This window comes from Arenibacterium sp. CAU 1754 (assembly GCF_054482635.1).
This window is the reverse complement of the sequence record NZ_JBTLRG010000002.1, coordinates 412,472-432,675: the sequence shown is the minus strand read 5'-3', so window position 1 is coordinate 432,675 and position 20,204 is coordinate 412,472. Positions and strand designations below refer to the sequence as shown.

Here is a 20,204-nt window from a genome sequence, read left to right as displayed (position 1 = left end):
CCGGATGGGCCGCGCCGGACGTTATTCGGGCATTCCGCATCAGGCGTCTATTGCGTAGCCCGCGCTCAGCCCGCCATCTGCGCGGCGCTGCGTGGCGCGCAATGTGCCCTGACCACGCCGCCCCTCGGGGCGGCTGATGCCAAGAACCAGCGGCATGTACTGCCCCCCTGCAAGTTGCGTTGGCAGAGCGATGGCCGGGGCGGATTGATCGAAATAGACGACCTCCTGCCCCTGGAAGCGTCCAATCGACAGCCGCGGACGAACCCCAAGACCACCACAGCGGAACTCAAATTGCGTTTTCGGGGCACCATGTACGATCAGAGTACCGGACGTGCCGCAACGCACGGCAAGGCGTGCCGGGTCCAGCAACGTCACGATGCAATCACCGGGGTGCTGATCCGCCGGATCATCGGGGTGCGGGGGTACGGGTTGCGTGCTGCCGGGCAACGGATCGACTGCGTGAATGCCACCGGCCTTCAGCTCGGCAATCCAATGCGCCATCAGGCGGTCATCCGCGATGCGGGCGAACACCCGATAGTCGCCGGGCAACTGGCTGCGATCCAGGATGACGCTGTCGATGCCACCGGCATCTGACGTCCCGGCAATGACCGCCGAGACCAGATCGGCGTCGCTGCTGTCGGAGTCATCGTCAATCGTGATGTTGCGCTGCGCCAGATCATTATAGCGACGCACATCAAAGGTCGCGCCGCTGGGGGCCGGGCCATCGTGCGGCGCCGCCTCGGCCAGAAGGCACGGATGCCAGTGAACGCTTATCCCACCCACCATGACAGAGCTTTCGGGCACCAGGGCCGCATCCCACGTCATCTTGACGATCTGGTCGGCACCGGGCGCAAGGCTCGCGATGGCGGTCTCGCCGATCAGGTAGGTGCCGGGGACCAGCGGGCTGGGCACCGTGCTGCCCGGCATGTTCGACGGCATCCATTCCTGCGGATAGCGGAATTCAAACCCCGGGAAATGAGTGATCATCGCCCGCACCCAGAAATCACTGGTTGCAGCCGTGCCGATGTTCTTGACCCGCACGAATACATAGTTGGGCTGACCGCGCACCGGGTTGAAATGAGGCGGGGCCGCGCCGTAGGCCAGCGCCGGGATCGCAACGTCATTGGGATCGGTCCAGATATCGGGGCTGACGGCGTGCCAGCCCGGCGACGGGGTCGTGCCGACATCCGTCAGGTTGTCACGGATAACCACATCGCTGGCATGACCATAGTCACGCGCATCGATCACGGCGGCATCCGCATTCAGCCGTCCCCAGCCGTACCATTGGCTGAAATTGACCGTTCCGTCGCCCGTGGTGTCGATCCAGGCGCCCGTGGCCGTGCTGTTGCCAAGGTCGATTTGGGTAGCGGAGAGCCGCATGATCTGGCGCAGTTCCACCCAACTGAGCGCGGAATTCGCCGACAGGCACAGTGCCGCAATCCCGGCCGCCAGCGGCGTGGCCGAAGATGTGCCGCCAAAGTCGTTCTGGTAATCTGCGGGGCCGCCAGCCACCGCCGTACCGGCGGGGTGGTCATTGTGCAGCCGCTGCACCCTGATCTGCGTTCCGCTGGGGATCGACACGATCAGTTGCGCCTCGGTATCGGCCGCCCCCGGCACACCGATCAAGGCCGCCTGGCCGGCCGCAAACCCGGCCGAGCTGCCGACGCTCAGCGTCACATTGGCCGCCGACGCGGTCACAGCGCCCGTTGTCGATGTCGACTGGAACGGTGCACCCGGCATGTTGCCGTTGCCCAGAAGATCCGCGCTGATCACACCGTAGTTGGCTGGCGGATTATGCAGCGGCGCGCCGCCGACATAGGCGTCGTGGCTGGGTGCCACGAACTCGACGCTGTTGCCGATCTGGCTATAGGCGCTGCGAATTTCGGTTGTTCCGTCATTGTCCAGGGTCGAGGCGCCGACGCACATGACCTTGGGATGCAGGGCAGTGGCGAAATCCACCTGCACAACGCCGGTGACATTGCCCGCCGCCCAAAACACACCGACGCCCCGGCCCCCGCGCCCATAGGTCGTGACGAAATCGAACGTGTCCGACATCACCCCGGCCAGCGGCCCGGAGGACCAGCCAAAGCTGCATGAAATCAAATCCGCAGGATTGGCAGGTGGGGCCGGAAAGACCGTCCCGACCGTATAGTTTACACCGTCCCCGGTCCATCCCGGATCAAACCCCGCAAGCCAAACGAAGGCATCAGCATATTGCTGGGCGGTTGCGGGCGACGGGCGGATGGCGCCGATCATTCGGCAATTGGGGGCGGCCCCGACGATCCCCGCCGTGACCCCGCCAACGCCAGACGGGTTATTGGCCAATCCGCCTGCGACACCGCTACAGCCCATGCCGTGATTGTTGGGCGGGCTGTCATTGTCCAGCGTCATGGAATTGAAATCGATGAAATGGGCGACCTTGCTGGCCCCGCCGGTGACCGTCCCGTCGAAATCGGCATGTGCCGCGGTGGTCACCCCTCCGACGGTCGTGGACTGAATGCCACGGTCCAGAACCGCGATCACGATGTCCTCGCTCCCGAAGGTCAGATCTCCGGGGTCGCCGGGATTGACGCCCGGTGCGTTGTTATTGTGCAGGGTCTGCCAGGCGTCGGGCAGGTTCACCAGATCAATGTGCCACTGTTCGGGCCGCAGGTAATCGGTGGGGTTGATCGCCTGGTCCGGGGCGGTGGCCGAAAGGTTCGGTTCGGCGTAGATGACAAGACCGCTTTTCACCAGTTCCGCACAGATTTCCAGAACGTCGCGGGACGCGCCGCTTTTGACTTCCAACAGCCAGCCATTGGGCGAATACGGCAATCTGCGCACAACGCGCAGCCCGCGGCGCTCGGCCACGACAGGCACCTGATCGTTGCTTACCTCGGCTTTGAACCGCACGTTGATCTGGCTGGTCATGAACTCCACGACCCGGGCCTCGAGGTTGAGAACCAGACCCGCAGCCGCGACACCGGGCTGCGCGCGCAAACGGGCGATGGCCGCATCTACCGCTTCGCCCTCGTCCGGATGACGATAGACCGCGACCCGTTCCTTTCGGATCTCATCGGGGGTGTCCTCTTCCTCGCTCAGTTCAAGCTGCTTGATCAGGGCCTTGAGCTTGGCGAACTCATCGTCCTGGGCGGCATGGGAAATGGCAACCGCCAGCCGCGCGGGCCTGGGATCGAACGGGACCTTGACCGCCCCGCGGTAGTAAAACGGCATACCTTTGCGCCCCAGAACGAACCTTTCGGAATGGGCACCCGCACCAATCACGACGGTCCGTTCGTCGCCTTGCATGCGCGGCGCATCGGCCTGCAGAACATACCGACCCGGCGCAATGTCGCTGGCGTGATATCTTTCGGTCTCCTTCGAAAATTTCAGACTGACGGGTTTGGCCTTTTCGTCGCCGTCGCGCGTTGCGGTCACCTTGGCGTTGGTGATCGTTTTCCACGCCGGGGTTTCGACCTGAACCTCTAATGTCGCTTTGTCCAGCTGTTTCATAATTGCCTCCCGTTGAAATGATCTGAGTCCCTGCCGATCGCGCCCGTCCGGGCGGACCGGCAGGGATAATCGGTTCAGATGTTGACGATCGCGATGTGGCGCCGGGGATGAGTCCAGGAATATTCCTCATCATAGTCCCAACCACTGCTTGGTCCCGCATCGCCGCCCGCCGGATTAAAGGCGCGGCCCTGGGCATTAATGCCGATGGTATAGGCACCTTCGTCAGACGCCCCCCCGACAAGGAACCGGGCCGTCGTCGTCCAGGAATTGTCGGCCTCGGTCACGTGCCAGTGGTCATAGTCCGCCACCGCATCCAGCTTGGTCAGCGCGGTTCCTTCGCAACTGCGCCCAAAGAGAACCGAGTTGCGCAGATGTGCCGCCGAAACGTCGCACGAGACGCGGATTTCGATGTCCGTCCCGGCAGGCCTGCGGATCACCGGGCAGACCGCGGGAAGCGGCAACCAATCGCCGGGTCCCGCAGGGCGCCAGTGCATCGCGGTAAACACCGCATGGGGCCGCGTGTTGTCGATCTGGATGGGCACGGCCGCGCTGGTGTCGATGACGCTTTTGCCCGCGTCACCCAGTTCCAGCTGCATCTCGTAGCGCCCATTCGCATATCGCTGCGTGCGCCAGTTCAGCAACCAGTGCGGGAACACCAGATCCCCGGCTGGCAGGATTGGATACCATCCGTTCGCATCCGGCACGATATGAAACGGCCCGCCGGCGCCAAGCCGCGGCGCCCACCAGCTTTCGTCCAGGATCGGCGTAAAGCTGGTGCTGCTTTGATGCTTTTTCATCAACCGGTAATGGACGGCCCCGGGAAAACGGTGGCAGCCATGCAGCTGTACGGTTGACCACAAGGGGGCAGTCGTCGTTCTGTCGCGCGCGGATGTTGACAATCCGCCGGACCGCGCCCGGTTGACCATCCGCGAATACCCGGTGGCAAGATCGAAATACGGCGCCTCCAGCGGCATCAGCCCCGCCGTCAGGATCGTCGGCGCAGAACACCCCGAAGGATCGATCTCCGGCCCTTCGCAATGGGGCGAGGACACGGCATGATCTTCGGCCTCAAGCACGATATCGGAAAGTCCGGTGCTGTTCCAACGCACGTCAAAGAAGCCTTCGGAATAGATTTCCTCTTCTATTCCGTCATCATCGACGTCCTGCGTCACGCGAAAGGTGATGTCGGGCACATCCTTGACCTTGGTCCAGATGCCGAACACGACATCCACGCAGCGCCAGAACGGCCCAACCCAGCGGTTAAAGTCGACATCGGGCATGTCCGCGCGCATCTCGTCGGTCATATCCGCATCAAGGGCTTGTGCGTTTTCGGGCAAGGGCGGCGGAACCGAAACGGCCCGCATTTCAAGCTCGGCTTCCAGCTTTTTCGTGTTCCCGCCGAACGAACTGCGGCTTACCAGCGTTTCAAGTTGCGCGGCGACAACCTCGCCCACGCCTTCGCGCAGATGATCCAGAACTTCGGGCCGGCGCACCAGGTCAGTCAGTCGGCCAGACGACGCCATGCGTGCATAGGGATCAGGTTTCGGTTTCGGGATTTCGATGGGCGTTGCTTCAACTGACGGGCGCCCGGAAAACCGCGGCTCTGGCGGGCGGGGCCATTTGATGCGAGGCGGTTCGCGTTCCAGTTCAGGAAGCGGGATGCGTTCCAGCCAATCCTTGACCCGCACAGGATAAAGCGTCGGGAAACACAGCCGCGCGTGGCGCCATTTGATGATCCAGTCGATCTCCCACGCCGGGATCCAGACGCAGAAATGACCGCATTCATCCGTTGTTGTTGTCGCGATCAACTCGCGTTTGCATTTAGTCGGGAAAAACCAGGACCATTTGGGCCAGCTTGGCGGCGTATAGATGTGGAACGTGCAATCCGTGTCCTCGACATGCACGGTGGCATTTGGCACGCCCTCCAACTCGCCCGACACCGGGTTGCGTTTGACCACCTGGCCGCAGACACGGCGAAAGAGGAGAAGGTCCGGGGAAATTTTCCATTCCAGCTCCTTGTAAAGTTTGTTGAATTTCTGACCCTTGATCTTGTCGAGGGGCTCTCCCGTCATATCGGCAAGGCGTGCGGCCTGAATGTCGGAAATCTTGGCGTTGTCCGGGTCGCTGCGGTCTTTATCGGTTTTCATCAACTTCACTCCTGCAAAAAATTGCGATCGGACTGGCAGCCGTGAAGGAGGGGCAAAAACGCCCCGTCAGCAGATTGCTGAGATGTAAATTAAACGCACTGACGCTAGTTTTTTTGGTTGAGCAAAAAGGCTAACCAGCCCACGATTCCCTTATAACGTGCATCAAACAACCAGAAATTGACCTGTGTTAATGAGGCTGGTCTGTCGGCCATTTGCCGCGCATGGCTCTGACCCGCAAACGGACAGGCCAGTTTCATGCCGTCATTTTCATGGGGGCGGGGTCCAACCGGAAAAATCCGGAGGGGGTGTCCCGCGATCACTCCCATTCCATTTGCTGAAAGACAGACTGCGCATTGCGGCCCGCCAGCGCGTCGAACTGATCGAGATAGGAAAAAGCGGATTGGTCAACCTCGACCGATCCGATGATATCGCCGCCCGCATCGATATGGTCCCGCATCCGGTCACGCAGGTTCGTCAGGTAGTCGCGGGTATCCGCCTGCGCTCGGCCAAGCGTTGTTGCCGGGCCGTGACCGGGGATAAGGGTTTCCGGATCAAGCGCTTCGATAGCCGCGAAGGCGTCAAGCCAGCTTGCGCTGTCGGAAAATTCCATCACACCAAGAACCCGGCCCACATAGACGATGTCACCGGTGAACACCGCGCGTTGACCGGGCAGCCAGACAAAGCTGTCACCGGGGGTGTGGGCGCCACCCGGGTGGCGGATTTCGATCCGCAAATCGCCCAGATCAAGGTCATATTCTTCGGCAAAGGTGATATCCGCAAAGACAGGTTCAGTGCCTTCCAAGCCCTCCCCGACCAGCTGTGCCAGCATGGTCAGCTGGATCGAACCGCGGGCCTGTTGGTCGGCAACCGCATCGTCCGAGGCGATCACGGTTGCGCCCTGCGCCTTCCAGTATCCATTGCCCAGCCAGCGGTGATCCTGACCGCCGGTGTTGATCACATGTGTCACCGGATGATCCGTCAGGTCGCGCACGACAGCGTGCAGGGCAGCCGCCCCCGCCCATGTGCCTCCGGGATCGACCAGAACGGCGCCCTCGGGAGCCTCGATCAAACCAAAGGTCGCGTTGTTGCCCAGGTTTTCTGCGTTGCGTTGTTCTGCGGGGCCTTCGATGGCCCAGACGCCGGGGGCGACGTCGTGGACAATCAGCCCCTCGGCGCAGGTTACAAACGGAAAAAGGGTAAAAGCAGCGGCGAGAACAAGTTTCATGATGGACCTCAGTGTTCGTGCGGATTTTGCCCGGAAGCGAGGGCAAGGTGATGGGCCTGATGGTGCATTCCGACAGTCATGATGCCAATAAAGCCAAGGGCGCGGATGCGGGTCGTGTCGGGGCCGGTTACGGTCAGGCTTGCCCCGCCCGCAACTTCCCCCGCACGCAAAGTCCACCCCTGGACGCCATTCATGGTGGCGGCGTGGGCCGGCACCATGGCGCGAATAGAGGCGATGACGGCAGGATCTTCAGAGGTCACGACAAAGCGCGCTCCGCCGTTCACCTCCTGCGTAATGACAGTGGCGCGCAGGGTGACATTGTCCATATCGATCAGGTGCTGACGGAGCTTTTCGATATCCACGCGGGCCCAGTCGGTTTCCGGATCGGCCATCAAAAGGGATGTGATTTCCTGAATCGCGGCAAAGGCGGATTGACCGCCCTCGCGGATCGTCATTGGGTCGCCGTGGGCCATAACGTCTGCGACTACCGGCAGAAAGACGGCCGTGCCTGCGGGCAAGGTAATCTGGTCGACATGACCCGACCGCGCCGCGTCCTTATCCAGGAAATGCAGGTGCAAGCGTTCACCGGGGTGCGAGGCCACGCCTTCCAGGGCCGCGCCCGTGTAGACACCTATGATCTCTCCCGCAGCACCGCTTTCGTCATAGGCGTTCATGCCCGCGCGGCTGTTGGAATGCCCTGCGCCATGGGCCGGTGCCTCACCCGTCACGACATGCCAAACTAGGTTTGGAAAACTACCCGTCAGGCGAATTGGAAAGCCTGCATTGGCATCAAGCCCAAGGGCAGCGGCCTGCATTTCGATGAAATGGCTCAGGCCCGCCGGGTCCATATCATGCGGCAGGGTCAACCTCTGCCAGTCCAGCACCGTACCATAGGCGAGGAGGACAGCCTGTTCGCCCACATCTGGCGCAAATAGCCGGGCCTCGGGGTCGCTGCCGCGGCTGACCAGAACCTGCCCGTCGCGCAGGAGGACTTCGCCGCGCAAACCAGACATCGCCCCAACGCCCCAGGCGCCCGGTACGTCAAGCGTATCAAGCGCCACAGTGCCTGCCGTCTCACCGGTATGCATCATGTGGCGAAAGTTACCATGCGTTGTCAGGGTCTGGGCCAATGCCAGCCCCGCCCACAGTGTTGCGACACAGGACATTATGGAAAGGGTGTATCGTTTCAACGGGGGGCCTCGCGTTTCCGTTTGGACCGTTATTGCAGCGATCCGAGCGAGAGGGAATGATCTTGATGATGCGCGATGCTCTCGGCCCGCCGATGTGATCCTTGTTGAACGGGGCGAGCGGGTTTGATCACCATGCGCTGAACTGGTCCAATGGATCCGCCATGGAAGGGCAGTTGGAACACGAGGAAGAGGCACCAAACGAGCGTGCCTAGGGTTTTTGAATTCCGGTTGTCGCGACATAGACCGCATAGAGAGAATTGGTTGCCGTGATGAACAGGCGATTCCGGCGCGGTCCGCCGAATGTCAGGTTCGCCACCATTGTCGGAATCTTGATCTTGCCCAAGGCGTCGCCGCCGGGGCCAAAGCAGATCACCCCGTTCTGGCAGGACGACCAGAGGTTTCCGTCAACGTCGAGCCTGAACCCGTCCGGAACCCCCGGATCGACCTCGCAAAATGCCTCCCCGCCGGACAGGGTGTTTTGCGCCGAGACATCGAATACCCGAATGTGATGCGGGCCGTCCGGGTCATGGCTGCGCCCGCTGTCAGCGATGAACAACCGTGTTTCATCGGCGTTGAAACACAACCCGTTCGGCTTGACGAAATCATCCGCGACAATCCTGATGTCACCGGTCACCGGATCGGCGCAAAATACGTAACACCCGTTCTGCTCACGCTCGGATTTGAACCCTTCGTAGTCGGACATGATGCCATAGTCGGGATCGGTGAACCAGATCGTGCCATCGGATTTCACCACGACGTCGTTGGGTGAGTTGAGCCGCTTGCCATCATAGCTGTCCGCGATCACCGTGATTGTCCCGTCCGGTTCGGTGCGCGTCACCCTGCGCGTGCCGTGTTCACAGCTGATCAGCCGGCCCTGCATGTCCCGCGTATTGCCGTTGGCGAAATTCGACCGGCTCCGGAACTCTGAAACACCCTGCCCTTCGATCCAGCGCAACAGGCGCTGGTTGGGAATGTCGCTCCAGATCAGGGTCGCGTGTTCATTGAACCAGACGGGCCCCTCGGCCCAGCGGCAATCGGAATAGAGTTCCTCGACCTTGGCGATCGGAACGGTCAGATCGTAGAACGATTTGTCGTAATATTCATAGCTGCCACCAACCAGGGCCATGTGTGCCTCCTTATTTCAAAGGTTTGTCTCCGCCCGCGATCGTGATCACGGCCACGATGATCAGGCCGGTCATGATCAGTCGGATGCCGGCACTGGCACCAAAGGTGTTCAGCATCGTAACCAGCAGGAACAGGAACATGGCAGCGCCCCAGATGCCCGGCACGTTCGCCTTGCCGCCCGCAACCGATGTGCCGCCGATCACTACCACCGCGATGGACGCAAGAAGATATTCCTGACCCATGTTCAGCGATGCGCCGCCCGAAAAGCCGGACAACAGGAAACCGCAAAGTGCGGCAAGAAGGGCGCTGAGGACGTAGGTATAAAACCGGATACGCTCGACATTGATGCCGGCCAGCCAGGCGGCGCGCATGTTCTGACCGATCGCCAGAACCGATCTGCCATAGACCGTCCGGTTGAGCACGATGCTCATCACGGCCGCGAACAGAACGAACACGATCGCCAGAACCGGCACGCCCCACAGCTGAGCGGTGGCGAAATCCGCAAGCAGCGGCGGTGGTTTGATCTTGAGCCCACGCCCATAGGCGATTGCCGTGGACAGGATCAAGAAACTGGAACTGAGCGTTGCGATAATTGGTGGAATACGCAGCACGCGGATCAACAGGTAATTGAATATCCCGACGGCCAGGCCGCAGCCCATCGACACCACCAGCCCGATTGCCAGCATGTCGTTGGACCCGTCCATGATCTTCATCGCCACCGCGCCGGACAGTGCGATCGTCGAGGGAATCGACAGATCCACGTTGCCGGGACCTGTTGAAATTACGAACATCTGGCCGATGCCGACAATGACAGTGAACGTCGCAAAGGACAGCGCCGCGCTGATCACCTCGGTGCCGCCTTTGCCGCCCGTGTAGATCACGGTTGCCAGCCAGACCAGCAACATCCCCAGGAAGGACCAGATCCAGGCTTTTTCCGAAAGCTGTTTCACAAAGGTCATTCTCAGCCCTCTCGCCGGTTGATCAATGCCCTGAGCGCCAGGACGATAATCAGGATCCCGCCCTGCGCCCCGATTTGCCAATCTGGCGAAATGCGCAGAAACGTCAGGAAAGACCCGGTCAGGGCAAGCGTCAGCGCGCCAATGACCGCCCCGATGGGCGACACCCGCCCGCCGACGAATTCGCCGCCGCCAAGGATGACGCCCGCAATGGCATAAAGCGTGTAACGGTCCGCGATATGCGCGTCCGCCGCCGAGGTGAGGCCGATCAGGGACAGACCCGACAGCACCCCGAAAAACCCTGCCGCGCCGAACATGACCATTTTGGCCTTCAACAGCGACCACCCAGCGCGCCCAATCGCCCGCGGATTGCCCCCCGCACCGCGCAGCACCGCGCCATAGCTTGAGCGCATCAGCGCAAAATGCACAACGATCCCGATGAGGACCGCCGCGATGATCGGGAACGGCACATAGGGTGTCTTCAGGCCCATGACCGCCTTGACCCAGGTCGGCGCCGTGCCGCCGGGCGTGGGAAGGACAAGAACCGCAATGCCCAGCCAGACGAACGACATGCCCAACGTGACGACGATCGATGGCAGATTCCGCCAGTGGATCAGCGCACCAAGGCCCGCATAGGCCGCGATACAGGCGGCCAGCGCCAGCAGGCCGAGAACGGTGCTGTCAGCCAGAAGCGTCGCCCCGATACACGCCGTCAGCCCGACAAAGGCCCCGATCGACAGGTCCAGATCGTTGACGGTGATTATGAACATCTGCGCAATGGTCGCCAGGGCGATCGGCACGGTGTATTGCAGCATCAGGTTCATGCCGAAATAGCTCATCGCGCGCGGTTGAACGTAAAAGATCGCCAGCAGTACGATCGTGAACGACGCCGCCGGCAAAATCGCCCGCAGGAATCTTGGGGAGGTCAGTTGGGCCAGCATGATCAGGCGCGCTCCCTGAAGGACGACTGCAGGACCTTTTCCTCGGTCAGTTCACTGCGCGCCAGATCGGCAACGATCGCGCCGTCCCGGAACACATAGGTATGGTCGCAATTCTGCAATTCTTCGGTCTCCGTCGTGTACCACAGGAATGTCCGGCCCTTTTCGGCCTCGGCCTGGATCAGGTCGTACACCTCAAGCTTGGTACTGATATCGACGCCGCGCATGGGATCATCCATCAGGATGATCTCTGCGTCCGAGGCCAGGGCCCGCGCGAACAGCGCCTTTTGCTGGTTGCCCCCTGACAGGGACAGGATGTTGTCGTTCATATCAGGCGTCTTGATCTTGATCCTGTCCTGCCATTCAGCCCCCAGGGCCGCCTCGGCCAGCGGATCGATCAGCCCATGCCGGGCCATCCGGGCAAGACTGCGCACTCCGATATTCGCGGAAATCGACCACAGATGGAAAATGCCATCGGTCTGCCGGTCCCCCGCCACCAAGGCGACGGGGCCGTTCACCTTTGCCTTGCCCCTTCCGCGCATTGCGGCGTCGTAGACGTTCAACAGCATCCGGGTCTGGCCGTGGCTGGCCAGACCGGCAAGCCCGACGATTTCACCCTTGTGAACGATGAACGGGGCGGAATCCATCGCGCCGTTCGCCTGTGCCTCGACCATCACGGGGGTCTCACCGCGCACTTTCACGCGCGCCTCGTGTTCGATGATTTCAGCCATCTCGACCACGTTGCCCATGGCGGCCACAAGTGTATCGCGGGTAAAGTCGGACGCCGGCCTGCCCGCGACCACCAGCCCGTCCTTCATCACGACGATCTGGTCGCAATAGGTCAGAACCTCGCCCAGAACGTGCGAGATCAGGATACAGCTCAGCCCCTCGCCCACGACCTTGCGGACAAAATCAAGAAGCTGCTTTGCCGTGACAGCATCCAGCGACGAGGTTGGTTCGTCCAGGATGACAAGGTGCAGCGGCGCATCCGTGGTGGTAAAGGCGCGGGCGATCTCGACCATCTGGCGTTTGCCGATGGACAGATCGCCGACCACATCATCGGATTCGATCCCGTGGCCGGGAAAAATCTCTTCCAGTTTGTCGATGATCATCTGGCCCGCGCGGCGTTTCCAGCCCCAGCCGGTCAGCGAGGGGTGAAAGATCCGGGCATTTTCGGCCACGGTCAGGTTCGGGCATAGCGACAGTTCCTGAAACACGCAGCGAATGCCATTTTCATTGGCGACGCCGACGCTAAATTTCGACGTCAGATCGACGCCATGGATGCGCAGAGCACCCCGGTCGGCGTCAAGAATGCCGGCAAGCACATTCATCAAAGTGGACTTGCCGGCACCGTTATGTCCGACAAGGCCAAGGCATTGTCCCGCTGCCACGCTCAGATCGACGCCGTCCAGCGCCCTCACCGCCCCGAAATGGCGGGCGATGTTCTCAAGCGTGACGATCGTGTTGCGCGCGGTATTCATATGCCTTGCCCTTGTCCATTTCAGACCGTTTTACATGCCTTCGACAACGGCCTTGGCCTCTTCGAGCGAGTATTCCACGTTGGCCACGCCGCCCGGCTGAGTATTGGCAAGGCTGTCTTCCAGAGTGTCCTGCGTGATGGTCAGGAACGGCACTGTCAGGTCTTGTGGAACCTCCTTGCCGTCGAGAATCATCTGCGCAACCCAGAAGGCCAGCGTGCCGACGCCCGGCGCGATCGAAACCGACATGGTTTCATAGCCATTGGCGTCCTTCTGCTCTTTCCACCACAGCATTTCGTCATAACGGTTACCCATGACGATCAGCGGGGTCGGACGGCCCGCAGCGGCAAAGGCCTGCGCGGCACCGTATCCGTCACCGCCCTGGGTTACGACAGCGGCGATTTCCGGCAGCGAGGGCAGAATGCCCGCAACGGCCTTTTGTGCCACGTCCTGCGCCCAGTCGCCATGAACCGACCCGACAATCTTGAACTGCGGGTTTTCGGACGCGCCCTGGTGGATGCCGCTGCTGATTTCGTCATCGACGAAAACACCGGCCAGACCGCGGATTTCCAGCAGATTGCCGCCGTCCAGACGGGTCGCGAGGTAATCAACCTCGACCTTGCCCATCGCCTTGAAATCCACCGCGATGCGATAGGCGCAAGGCTCGGTCACGATGCCGTCAAAGGACACCACTACGATACCCGCGTCGCAGGCCTGTTTGACCGCGCCGTTCAAGGCATCCGGCGAGGCCGCGTTGATGACAATCGCGTCATAGCCTTCCAGGATCATGTTCTGGATCTGGGCAGCCTGCTCGGTCACCTGGTTTTCCGCGGTGGTAAAGGCAGGCGCCTCGGCCACGATCCCATCCGCGACCGCCGCACTGGTCACTTTTTCCCAGCTTGTCAGCATCGCCTGACGCCAACTGTTGCCGGCATAGTTGTTGGACAATGCAATCCGCTTGTCCGATGTGTCGGCGACCGTAGCACTTGCAGCCAGGCATAGCGCCGCGGCACCCGTTCCAATCAATAGCTTCTTCAACATTTTATCCTCCTCTATATGTTGACAGCATTACTTTTCGCCCCGTGTCTGCCTTTAGGTTTGATCACCGGACTTGGGGTCGATCACGTTCCGACGTTCCGGAACGCGGTCTTGCTCACTCAAATGCGTCATGATGCGACCGATGTCTGATCGCGCACTGGTCAACAGGTCGTGCATCGCCCGTTCCGCCTCCGCAGGTTTGCCAGCCTCGATGCACTCAAGAACCGCCCTGTGCAGGGGAATCGCCGCGGACCGCACTTCGGGTCGTTGCGATGAAATTTCAAAGCTTCTGGCCAGAAGAGCCTCGGCCACATGGCCGAGTGAACTCAGCAATTCATTGCCCGACGCCTCCAGAACCGCCGCGTGAAAGGCAAGATCAGCCTGCACATTTTCACGTTTGGCAGGATCCGTCGTTTCCATTGCATGAAGGGCTTCGCGAATGTCCTTGATGGGGTGTTCAAGCCTCTTTTCAGCCGCCAGCCGGGAGGCCGCCGGTTCGATCACCAGACGGAATTCAAACAAGGCATTTGCGAATTCTTCGGTGGTCGAAAGTTCGGACGCCCACAAAAGGATATCCGGATCCAACATGTTCCACCTGGCGCGCGCCCGAACACGCGTGCCGATCTTTGGCCGGGATTCAAGCAACCCCTTGGCGGTCAGGACCTTGATCGCCTCGCGATAGGACGTGCGACTGACCGAGAGATCCCGGCTCGCGGCTTCCTCTGTCGGAAGCAACTGCCCCTCGGGCAAGTCACCAGACACAATCCGCATTCCCAAGGATCGGGCGACCTGTCCATGCAGGCTGCGACCTAAAAAGGTCCGGTCCAGTTCCCGATCCTTCAGCACTATATCCCCCCGAATGTCCCAGCGTCTTTCCAGCAGGAAGACCTGTTCCAACTTATATACTCATACAATACGAGTAGAAAATCAACCTAGGATCACAAGGGCGGTCCCGCACACCCGTGATTGCGCCGCCAACCGGTACAATTTTGGGGACTCAGGTTCGGTCATGAAACCACGTCAAAGCAGCGCTCAACGCCTCTGCGTGAATGCGAGGAATTTCCGGAAAAAATTTTGCGAGGGCGCAGTTTAGCCGCGCTGCGCCATCCAGGTGCCCAGGGCTTGGAGCTGCCCCGGCTCAAGTCGCAGCCCCAGTTTATTGCGGCGCCACACCACATCCTCGGCGGTGCGCGCGTATTCGTGTGTCATCAGCCATGTGACTTCGGCTTCGGTCAGGGTCGCGCCAAAGTCCTGGCCTAGGTTTCCGGCAGTCTGCGCGTCGCCAAGCATTATTGCGGCCTCGGTGCCATAGGCCCGGACAAGCCTGCGCGCCCAACGCTCTGTCAGAAACGGGTATGTGCCGCGCAGAGATCGGACCAGCGCGGGCACTCCGTCCACCGGAAAACCGCCCCCCGGCAGGGCAACGCCCGCCGTCCAGGGGCCTTTTGCCACCGCCAGATGCTGGCCGATCTTTTCCAGCGCGCTTTCCGCCAACCGCCGATAGGTCGTGATCTTGCCGCCGAAAATATTCAAAAGCGGCGCGCCGCCGCTGGTGTCGACCTTGAGCGTATAGTCCCGCGTCGCCGCCGTCGCACTGGAGGCGCCATCGTCATAAAGCGGCCGGACCCCGGAATAGGTCCACACGATGTCCGCCCGGGTCAGTTGCTGCTTGAAATACTGGTTGGCAAAGCCAAGCAGGTAATCCTGCTCCTCGGGCGTGCACTCGGGGGGCTGCGACGGGTCGCCATGTTCGGCGTCGGTGGTGCCGATCAGGGTGAAATCGGTCTCGTACGGGATCGCAAAGATGATCCGCCCGTCAGTGCCCTGAAAGAAATAGCACTTGTCGTGATCATACAGCTTGCGGGTCACGATATGGCTGCCGCGCACCAGCCGCACGCCGTCGCGCGAATTCAGCCTTACCTTGGTCTGGATGATGTCGCCAACCCAGGGCCCGCCCGCGTTCACCAGCATCCGTGCGTGATGCGTTACCTCTTCGCCAGTTTCGGTATTGCGCGTTTTGATTTGCCAAAGCCCATCTTCGCAGGTCGCGCTCAGAACTTTGGTGCGAGTCATGATCTTGGCGCCATGGGCCGCGGCATCACGGGCATTCAGAACGACAAGCCGCGAATCCTCGATCCAGCAGTCGGAATACTCATAGGCCTTGGCAAAATGATCCTTCAGCGGCCCGCCCTCGGGCGCAGTAGCGAGGTCAAGTGTCGTGGTCCCCGGCAGGATCTTTAGACCGCCCATATTATCATAGAGAAACAGGCCCAACCGGATCAGCCAGGCAGGCCGGCGCCCCTTCATCCAGGGCATCACCACGCCAAGCAGCCTGGATGTCGGCGTATCCGACTCGAACCGCATATCCTTATGATACGGAAGGACAAATCGCATGGGCCAACTGATATGCGGCATGGCATTCAGCAGGACCTCACGCTCGATCAGCGCCTCGCGTACCAGGCGGAACTCGAAATACTCAAGATAGCGCAACCCGCCGTGAAACAGTTTTGTCGACGCGGACGAGGTGGCCGACGCGAGATCATTCATTTCAGCCAGAGCGACCGACAGGCCACGCCCGGCAGCATCCCGCGCGATGCCGCATCCGTTGATGCCGCCACCGATGATGAACAGGTCGGTTGTCACAATGTCCGTCGACTGCGCCACACGATTCCCCCATGCGCGTATCCGCGCCTTTTATGCCGATCGACATGTTTTATCGCAACGCCTATTTATTCGTTTAAATTCGTTTGTGAACTCAACAGCATTTTCAGGAGTGTTAGACGGGTGCTTTCACGCGAATGAGCGCGAAAACTGGGGCATGGGCAGCTTTTTGATTGCCTTTTTGCGCGCTTTTTTCGATTCTGCGCGGCAACGGCGCCGGCACAGCCAAAGCGCAAACAAAACAGAAAGACCCGATAATGTCGCAAACCTTCCGGCACCCCGAGATTCTGGCAATCGCCCGCAAGGACGGAAAGGTCACAGTCGAAAATCTGGCGGCGCATTTCGGCGTGACGTTGCAGACCATCCGGCGCGACCTGACCGACTTGGCCGAGACAGGGAGGCTTGAGCGCGTGCACGGCGGCGCGGTTCTGCCTTCCGGTACGACGAATATCGGCTACGAAGAGCGTCGGACACTCAATGCGGAGGCCAAGAAATCGATCGCGCGGGCCTGCGCGGCTCAAATCCCGAACGACGTTTCGCTGTTTCTCAACATTGGCACCTCAACCGAGGCCGTCGCCGAAGAGCTGCTGCACCACGAAAACCTGATGATTGTCACCAACAACATGAACGTCGCCAACATCCTTGTCGGGAATCCCAATTGCGAAATCGTCGTCACGGGCGGGCAACTGCGCCGGTCCGATGGCGGACTGGTCGGCAACTTTGCTGCCGAAACGATCCGACAGTTCAAGTTCGACCTGGCGGTGATCGGCTGCTCGGCCCTTGATCGCGATGGCGACCTTCTCGATTTCGACATTCAGGAGGTCAGCGTCAGCCAGACCATTTTGCGCCAGTCGCGCAAGAACTTACTTGTCGCGGATCACACCAAGTTCGCCCGAAGCGCCCCTGCGCGGATCGCGTCCCTCGCAGACGTCGACGCGTTCTTTACGGACCAAAGCCTGCCAGCTGATTTGACCACCGCATGTCAAGAGTGGGGCACGCAGGTTTTCACCAAAGTGTAAAAGCTGGGGCCACCCTCAATACGCGCGACCCGGATAGGCGATTGCCGATCATTCAGAACAAGGAAGTACCTCACCCAGACACCCGATGAGAGAAATCGTTTGCCGCCGACGCTCAGGCGGCCGCGTGCTGTGGCTCGCGGCACCGTTGGCTTTCGGTCGACCACCCCAGGTCGGCCCACACCGGAAGATGGTCCGATGCGCGGCGGGCGATTGGGCTTTCGTCGACACCTGCGTCACTCAGATGAGCGGGCTTTGACACCGCGATCCGGTCAAGCGCCGCCAGCGGGCGGGCAGCGTGAAAACTCCTCCCCGGTGCGTGCACTTCAAAACGGTCATTCAGCGGCTCAAGGCCCCGGTTCTTCGACCATTCGTTGAAATCGCCGAGAACGACGGCGCGACTGGTGTCTTCCAGATTTGCCGCGATAACCTCAAGCTGACGCCTGCGATGGCGACGCATCAGCCCAAGATGCGTGGCTACCACCGTGACCGGGGTCCCGATGTCGATGTCTACGCGAACGGCGCCCCGCGGTTCGAGCCCTGGCATGTCCAGGTGATCCACAGCCAGCAGTGAAAGGTCCTTTCGCAGCAGAACCGCATTTCCGTGCCAGCCGACGCTGATGCTGTTCTTGGCAACCGGAGCAACTTTGAAATCGGTCTCTGACTCGATCAGCTCACGGCCAAGCGAAGCAGGCCGGTCTCCCAATCGGTGATCGGCCTCCTGTAGCGCCACTACGTCCGCACCCAGTTGATTGATCACCGCGAGAATGCGGTGCGGGTCGAATTGCTGGTCCAGTCCGCGTGTTTTGCGAATGTTGTAGCTCGCCACGCGCAGCTTTGATGAGTTTCCGTCTTTGATCATGCAGTATATATAGGAACTCCGGTGCATCGTTTTAAGATCGGAGGTGCCTTGGCGCATTCCGGACATTCACGTTTTTTGATCGCAAACGCACTCGTAATGGGTGGGATGGCGCTGGCTGCCTTGTGGTTCGGGCGCTGGCCAATCGCATTCGTTTCACTGGCAACGCTTTGCCTGTCGCTGGTCCCCGTGATCGTCGCACGCCGGCTTTCAATCACTTTGCCCGGTCCCTACCTCGTTGCGACCACGTTGTTCATTTTCGCGTCAATCTTTCTGGGCGAGGCTTTTGACTTCTACAACAAACTATGGTGGTGGGATCTGGCCCTGCACGCAGCCTCGGCCATCGGTTTTGGGCTGTTGGGATTTCTGTTCATTTTCACAGTATTCAACGGAGACCGCTACGCCGCACCACCGATCGCCCTGAGCTTTATGGCGTTCTGTGTCGCCGTCACAATTGGGTCTCTGTGGGAAATTTTCGAGTTCCTGATGGATCAGGCGCTCGGCCTCAGCATGCAGAAATCGGGCCTGGTAGATTCCATGACCGATCTCATCCTGAACGCGTTGGGCGCGGCTTTTGCCGGTTTGTCCGGGTACTTGTATCTTATCGGACGGCGCAAAGGGGGACTGGGCCCGCACATCGACAGTTTCATAAGGCTGAACAGGAAGCTCTATAAAAAATCTCGGGATCGCCTTCGACGCTAGACGTCTGGCGAAGCTGTGAGAATCAACATAACTATCCCCTTGTCCCCTTGTAATCGTTTCAATTTTTTAATTTCCCCTGAATTTTTCCCACATAAAACACCACTGACTAACAGGGTAAACAGAGATTTCCTGTTAGACCCAAGAGGGGACTTTCTTGAAAGATTTAGCATCTTTCGCGATGAGCTAACTGCCGTTGTTTGCTACGCTCTGCGCCGACATCCGCTATCGGCCCAAAGCCGCCTTCTGTTGGTTCTGTTTATGCTGCGCCGCAGCTTTCGCATTGCTGTCATTCGTGCATTGCGCAGCATTTTGGCGGCTCTATCGATCTTAGTGCGGGACGAAGTGCGCTTTCGCTGCGGCTGCGCGAATGCCTGCTTTTGCAATTTAAACCTAAACTTCCTTGACCAAATCGCCAAAGGGAAGCCTCACTCGTTCACTGAAAAGTCCTTGTGGTGTCCCGGTGCCTGCGCCGATCACCATAGTGACCTCAACCGTCGACGGAATTCCCAGCAGACTGCCTATGCCGCGCCCGTCAAATCCACCCATCGGACAAGATTCGTATCCGTGTGCAGCAAGCGATAGCATAAGGTTTTCTGCGGCCAAGCTTGCCTGAATGTGACCGTAAACACGGTGGTCTGCACGCGTGACAGGCCCATTCACCGTTGGCTCGCTTCTACTCTTGTACCAGAACATCAACCGGCGCTTGAGGTTGTGCAATCCCAAGCGATCGGTTTTCATCAGCATCGGGATGATTTTCTCATAGTAATCGCGGACCGGGCCTGCCATCGGTTTCTTGCCGCCGTCGGTCATGATGTTGGTCAGTTTTTCCAGATGCGATCGCCATTGATCGACACGCGACACGATTACGAAAAGGTCTCCGGCAGTACTGGCGGCTGGTTGGCTCAGGCAAAGCTCAGCCAGACGCTTCTTCTTTTGATCATCCCGAACCCAGTAGATTTCATAGCATTGAAGGTTCGAAGCACTGGGCGCCAGAACCGCGTCCCGCAAACAATCGCGCACAATGTGTTCGGGTATTGGAGCGCCATCGAAAATCCGAATTGCGCGGCGGCTTTGGACGGTCTTCTTGAAACCAGGTAATGCGGATGTCTCAAATGACGGATTCGGCCGTTCGTCCTTTGAGACAACCACACGATCCAGTTTGCCCATTTCACTTAGAGGGTTCGGAGTGCCGGGCATCGAAGTAACTCCATTCCTATCTGGCGCTTCCCAATCTCAAGATACGCCCAACCCAGAAACAAACATTGATCTTGCTCAAACAGCAAACCCATCCGTTTGCTGGATTTCATTGATCAAGCATTCTTGATGGAGATGAACTATGGCGCAGTCCGAAGCAGATCGAACAGCCAAAAAGCGCGT

At 60.1% G+C, this 20,204-nt stretch carries 15 protein-coding genes; 2 read left to right on the top strand and 13 right to left on the bottom strand.

Features of this window, described 5'->3' with window-relative positions; genetic code table 11:
- Window positions 1-39 precede the first annotated feature (39 nt).
- The 11 genes from ACXYMO_RS08835 to glpD all read right to left on the bottom strand — a co-directional run bounded on the left by ACXYMO_RS08835 (window position 40) and on the right by glpD (window position 16,253).
- Window positions 40-3,492: a S8 family serine peptidase gene (locus ACXYMO_RS08835; RefSeq protein WP_458878329.1), complete on the bottom strand. Its 3,453-nt coding sequence runs from the start codon at window positions 3,490-3,492 to the stop codon at window positions 40-42.
- 74 nt (window positions 3,493-3,566) lie between these two features.
- Window positions 3,567-5,639: a hypothetical protein gene (locus ACXYMO_RS08830; protein WP_458878328.1), complete on the bottom strand. Its 2,073-nt coding sequence runs from the start codon at window positions 5,637-5,639 to the stop codon at window positions 3,567-3,569.
- A 316-nt stretch (window positions 5,640-5,955) separates the two neighbouring features.
- Window positions 5,956-6,864, bottom strand: coding sequence for an MBL fold metallo-hydrolase (locus tag ACXYMO_RS08825; protein ID WP_458878327.1), 909 nt, complete (start codon window positions 6,862-6,864; stop codon window positions 5,956-5,958).
- Window positions 6,865-6,872: 8 nt separating this feature from the next.
- Entirely contained in the window at window positions 6,873-8,030 is a 1,158-nt protein-coding gene (locus ACXYMO_RS08820; protein WP_458878326.1) for an acetolactate decarboxylase, read from the bottom strand.
- 232 nt (window positions 8,031-8,262) lie between these two features.
- Window positions 8,263-9,180: an SMP-30/gluconolactonase/LRE family protein gene (locus ACXYMO_RS08815; RefSeq protein WP_458878325.1), complete on the bottom strand. Its 918-nt coding sequence runs from the start codon at window positions 9,178-9,180 to the stop codon at window positions 8,263-8,265.
- Window positions 9,181-9,190: 10 nt separating this feature from the next.
- Window positions 9,191-10,138 (bottom strand): ABC transporter permease, encoded by a 948-nt coding sequence (locus ACXYMO_RS08810; RefSeq protein ID WP_458878324.1) that lies wholly within the window; start codon window positions 10,136-10,138, stop codon window positions 9,191-9,193.
- 2 nt (window positions 10,139-10,140) lie between these two features.
- Window positions 10,141-11,076, bottom strand: a complete 936-nt coding sequence (locus ACXYMO_RS08805) for an ABC transporter permease (RefSeq protein ID WP_458878323.1) — start codon at window positions 11,074-11,076, stop codon at window positions 10,141-10,143.
- Between the two features lie 2 nt (window positions 11,077-11,078).
- On the bottom strand, window positions 11,079-12,554 hold the full coding sequence (locus ACXYMO_RS08800) for a sugar ABC transporter ATP-binding protein (RefSeq protein WP_458878322.1): 1,476 nt from the start codon (window positions 12,552-12,554) through the stop codon (window positions 11,079-11,081).
- Between the two features lie 30 nt (window positions 12,555-12,584).
- Window positions 12,585-13,592, bottom strand: a complete 1,008-nt coding sequence (locus ACXYMO_RS08795; protein WP_458878321.1) for a substrate-binding domain-containing protein — start codon at window positions 13,590-13,592, stop codon at window positions 12,585-12,587.
- Window positions 13,593-13,643: 51 nt separating this feature from the next.
- The gene (locus tag ACXYMO_RS08790) at window positions 13,644-14,435 is read right to left on the bottom strand and encodes a FadR/GntR family transcriptional regulator (protein ID WP_458878320.1); all 792 of its coding nucleotides are present in this window, start codon (window positions 14,433-14,435) and stop codon (window positions 13,644-13,646) included.
- A 243-nt stretch (window positions 14,436-14,678) separates the two neighbouring features.
- Window positions 14,679-16,253, bottom strand: a complete 1,575-nt coding sequence (gene glpD, locus ACXYMO_RS08785; protein ID WP_458878319.1) for a glycerol-3-phosphate dehydrogenase — start codon at window positions 16,251-16,253, stop codon at window positions 14,679-14,681.
- Window positions 16,254-16,507: 254 nt separating this feature from the next.
- On the opposite strand from glpD, the gene ACXYMO_RS08780 reads away from it, so the two are divergent.
- Entirely contained in the window at window positions 16,508-17,269 is a 762-nt protein-coding gene (locus ACXYMO_RS08780; protein WP_458878318.1) for a DeoR/GlpR family DNA-binding transcription regulator, read from the top strand.
- Window positions 17,270-17,381: 112 nt separating this feature from the next.
- Here the strand turns inward: ACXYMO_RS08780 and ACXYMO_RS08775 are convergent, their stop codons facing one another.
- Complete coding sequence (locus ACXYMO_RS08775; RefSeq protein WP_458878317.1) at window positions 17,382-18,128, bottom strand: endonuclease/exonuclease/phosphatase family protein; 747 nt, start codon at window positions 18,126-18,128, stop codon at window positions 17,382-17,384.
- Window positions 18,129-18,176: 48 nt separating this feature from the next.
- Here ACXYMO_RS08775 and ACXYMO_RS08770 point away from each other — a divergent pair, with 48 nt between their 5' ends.
- Window positions 18,177-18,827, top strand: coding sequence for a hypothetical protein (locus ACXYMO_RS08770; protein WP_458878316.1), 651 nt, complete (start codon window positions 18,177-18,179; stop codon window positions 18,825-18,827).
- Window positions 18,828-19,217: 390 nt separating this feature from the next.
- Here ACXYMO_RS08770 and ACXYMO_RS08765 read toward each other — a convergent pair whose 3' ends face one another.
- Entirely contained in the window at window positions 19,218-19,994 is a 777-nt protein-coding gene (locus ACXYMO_RS08765; protein WP_458878315.1) for a nitroreductase family protein, read from the bottom strand.
- Between the last annotated feature and the right edge of the window lie 210 nt (window positions 19,995-20,204).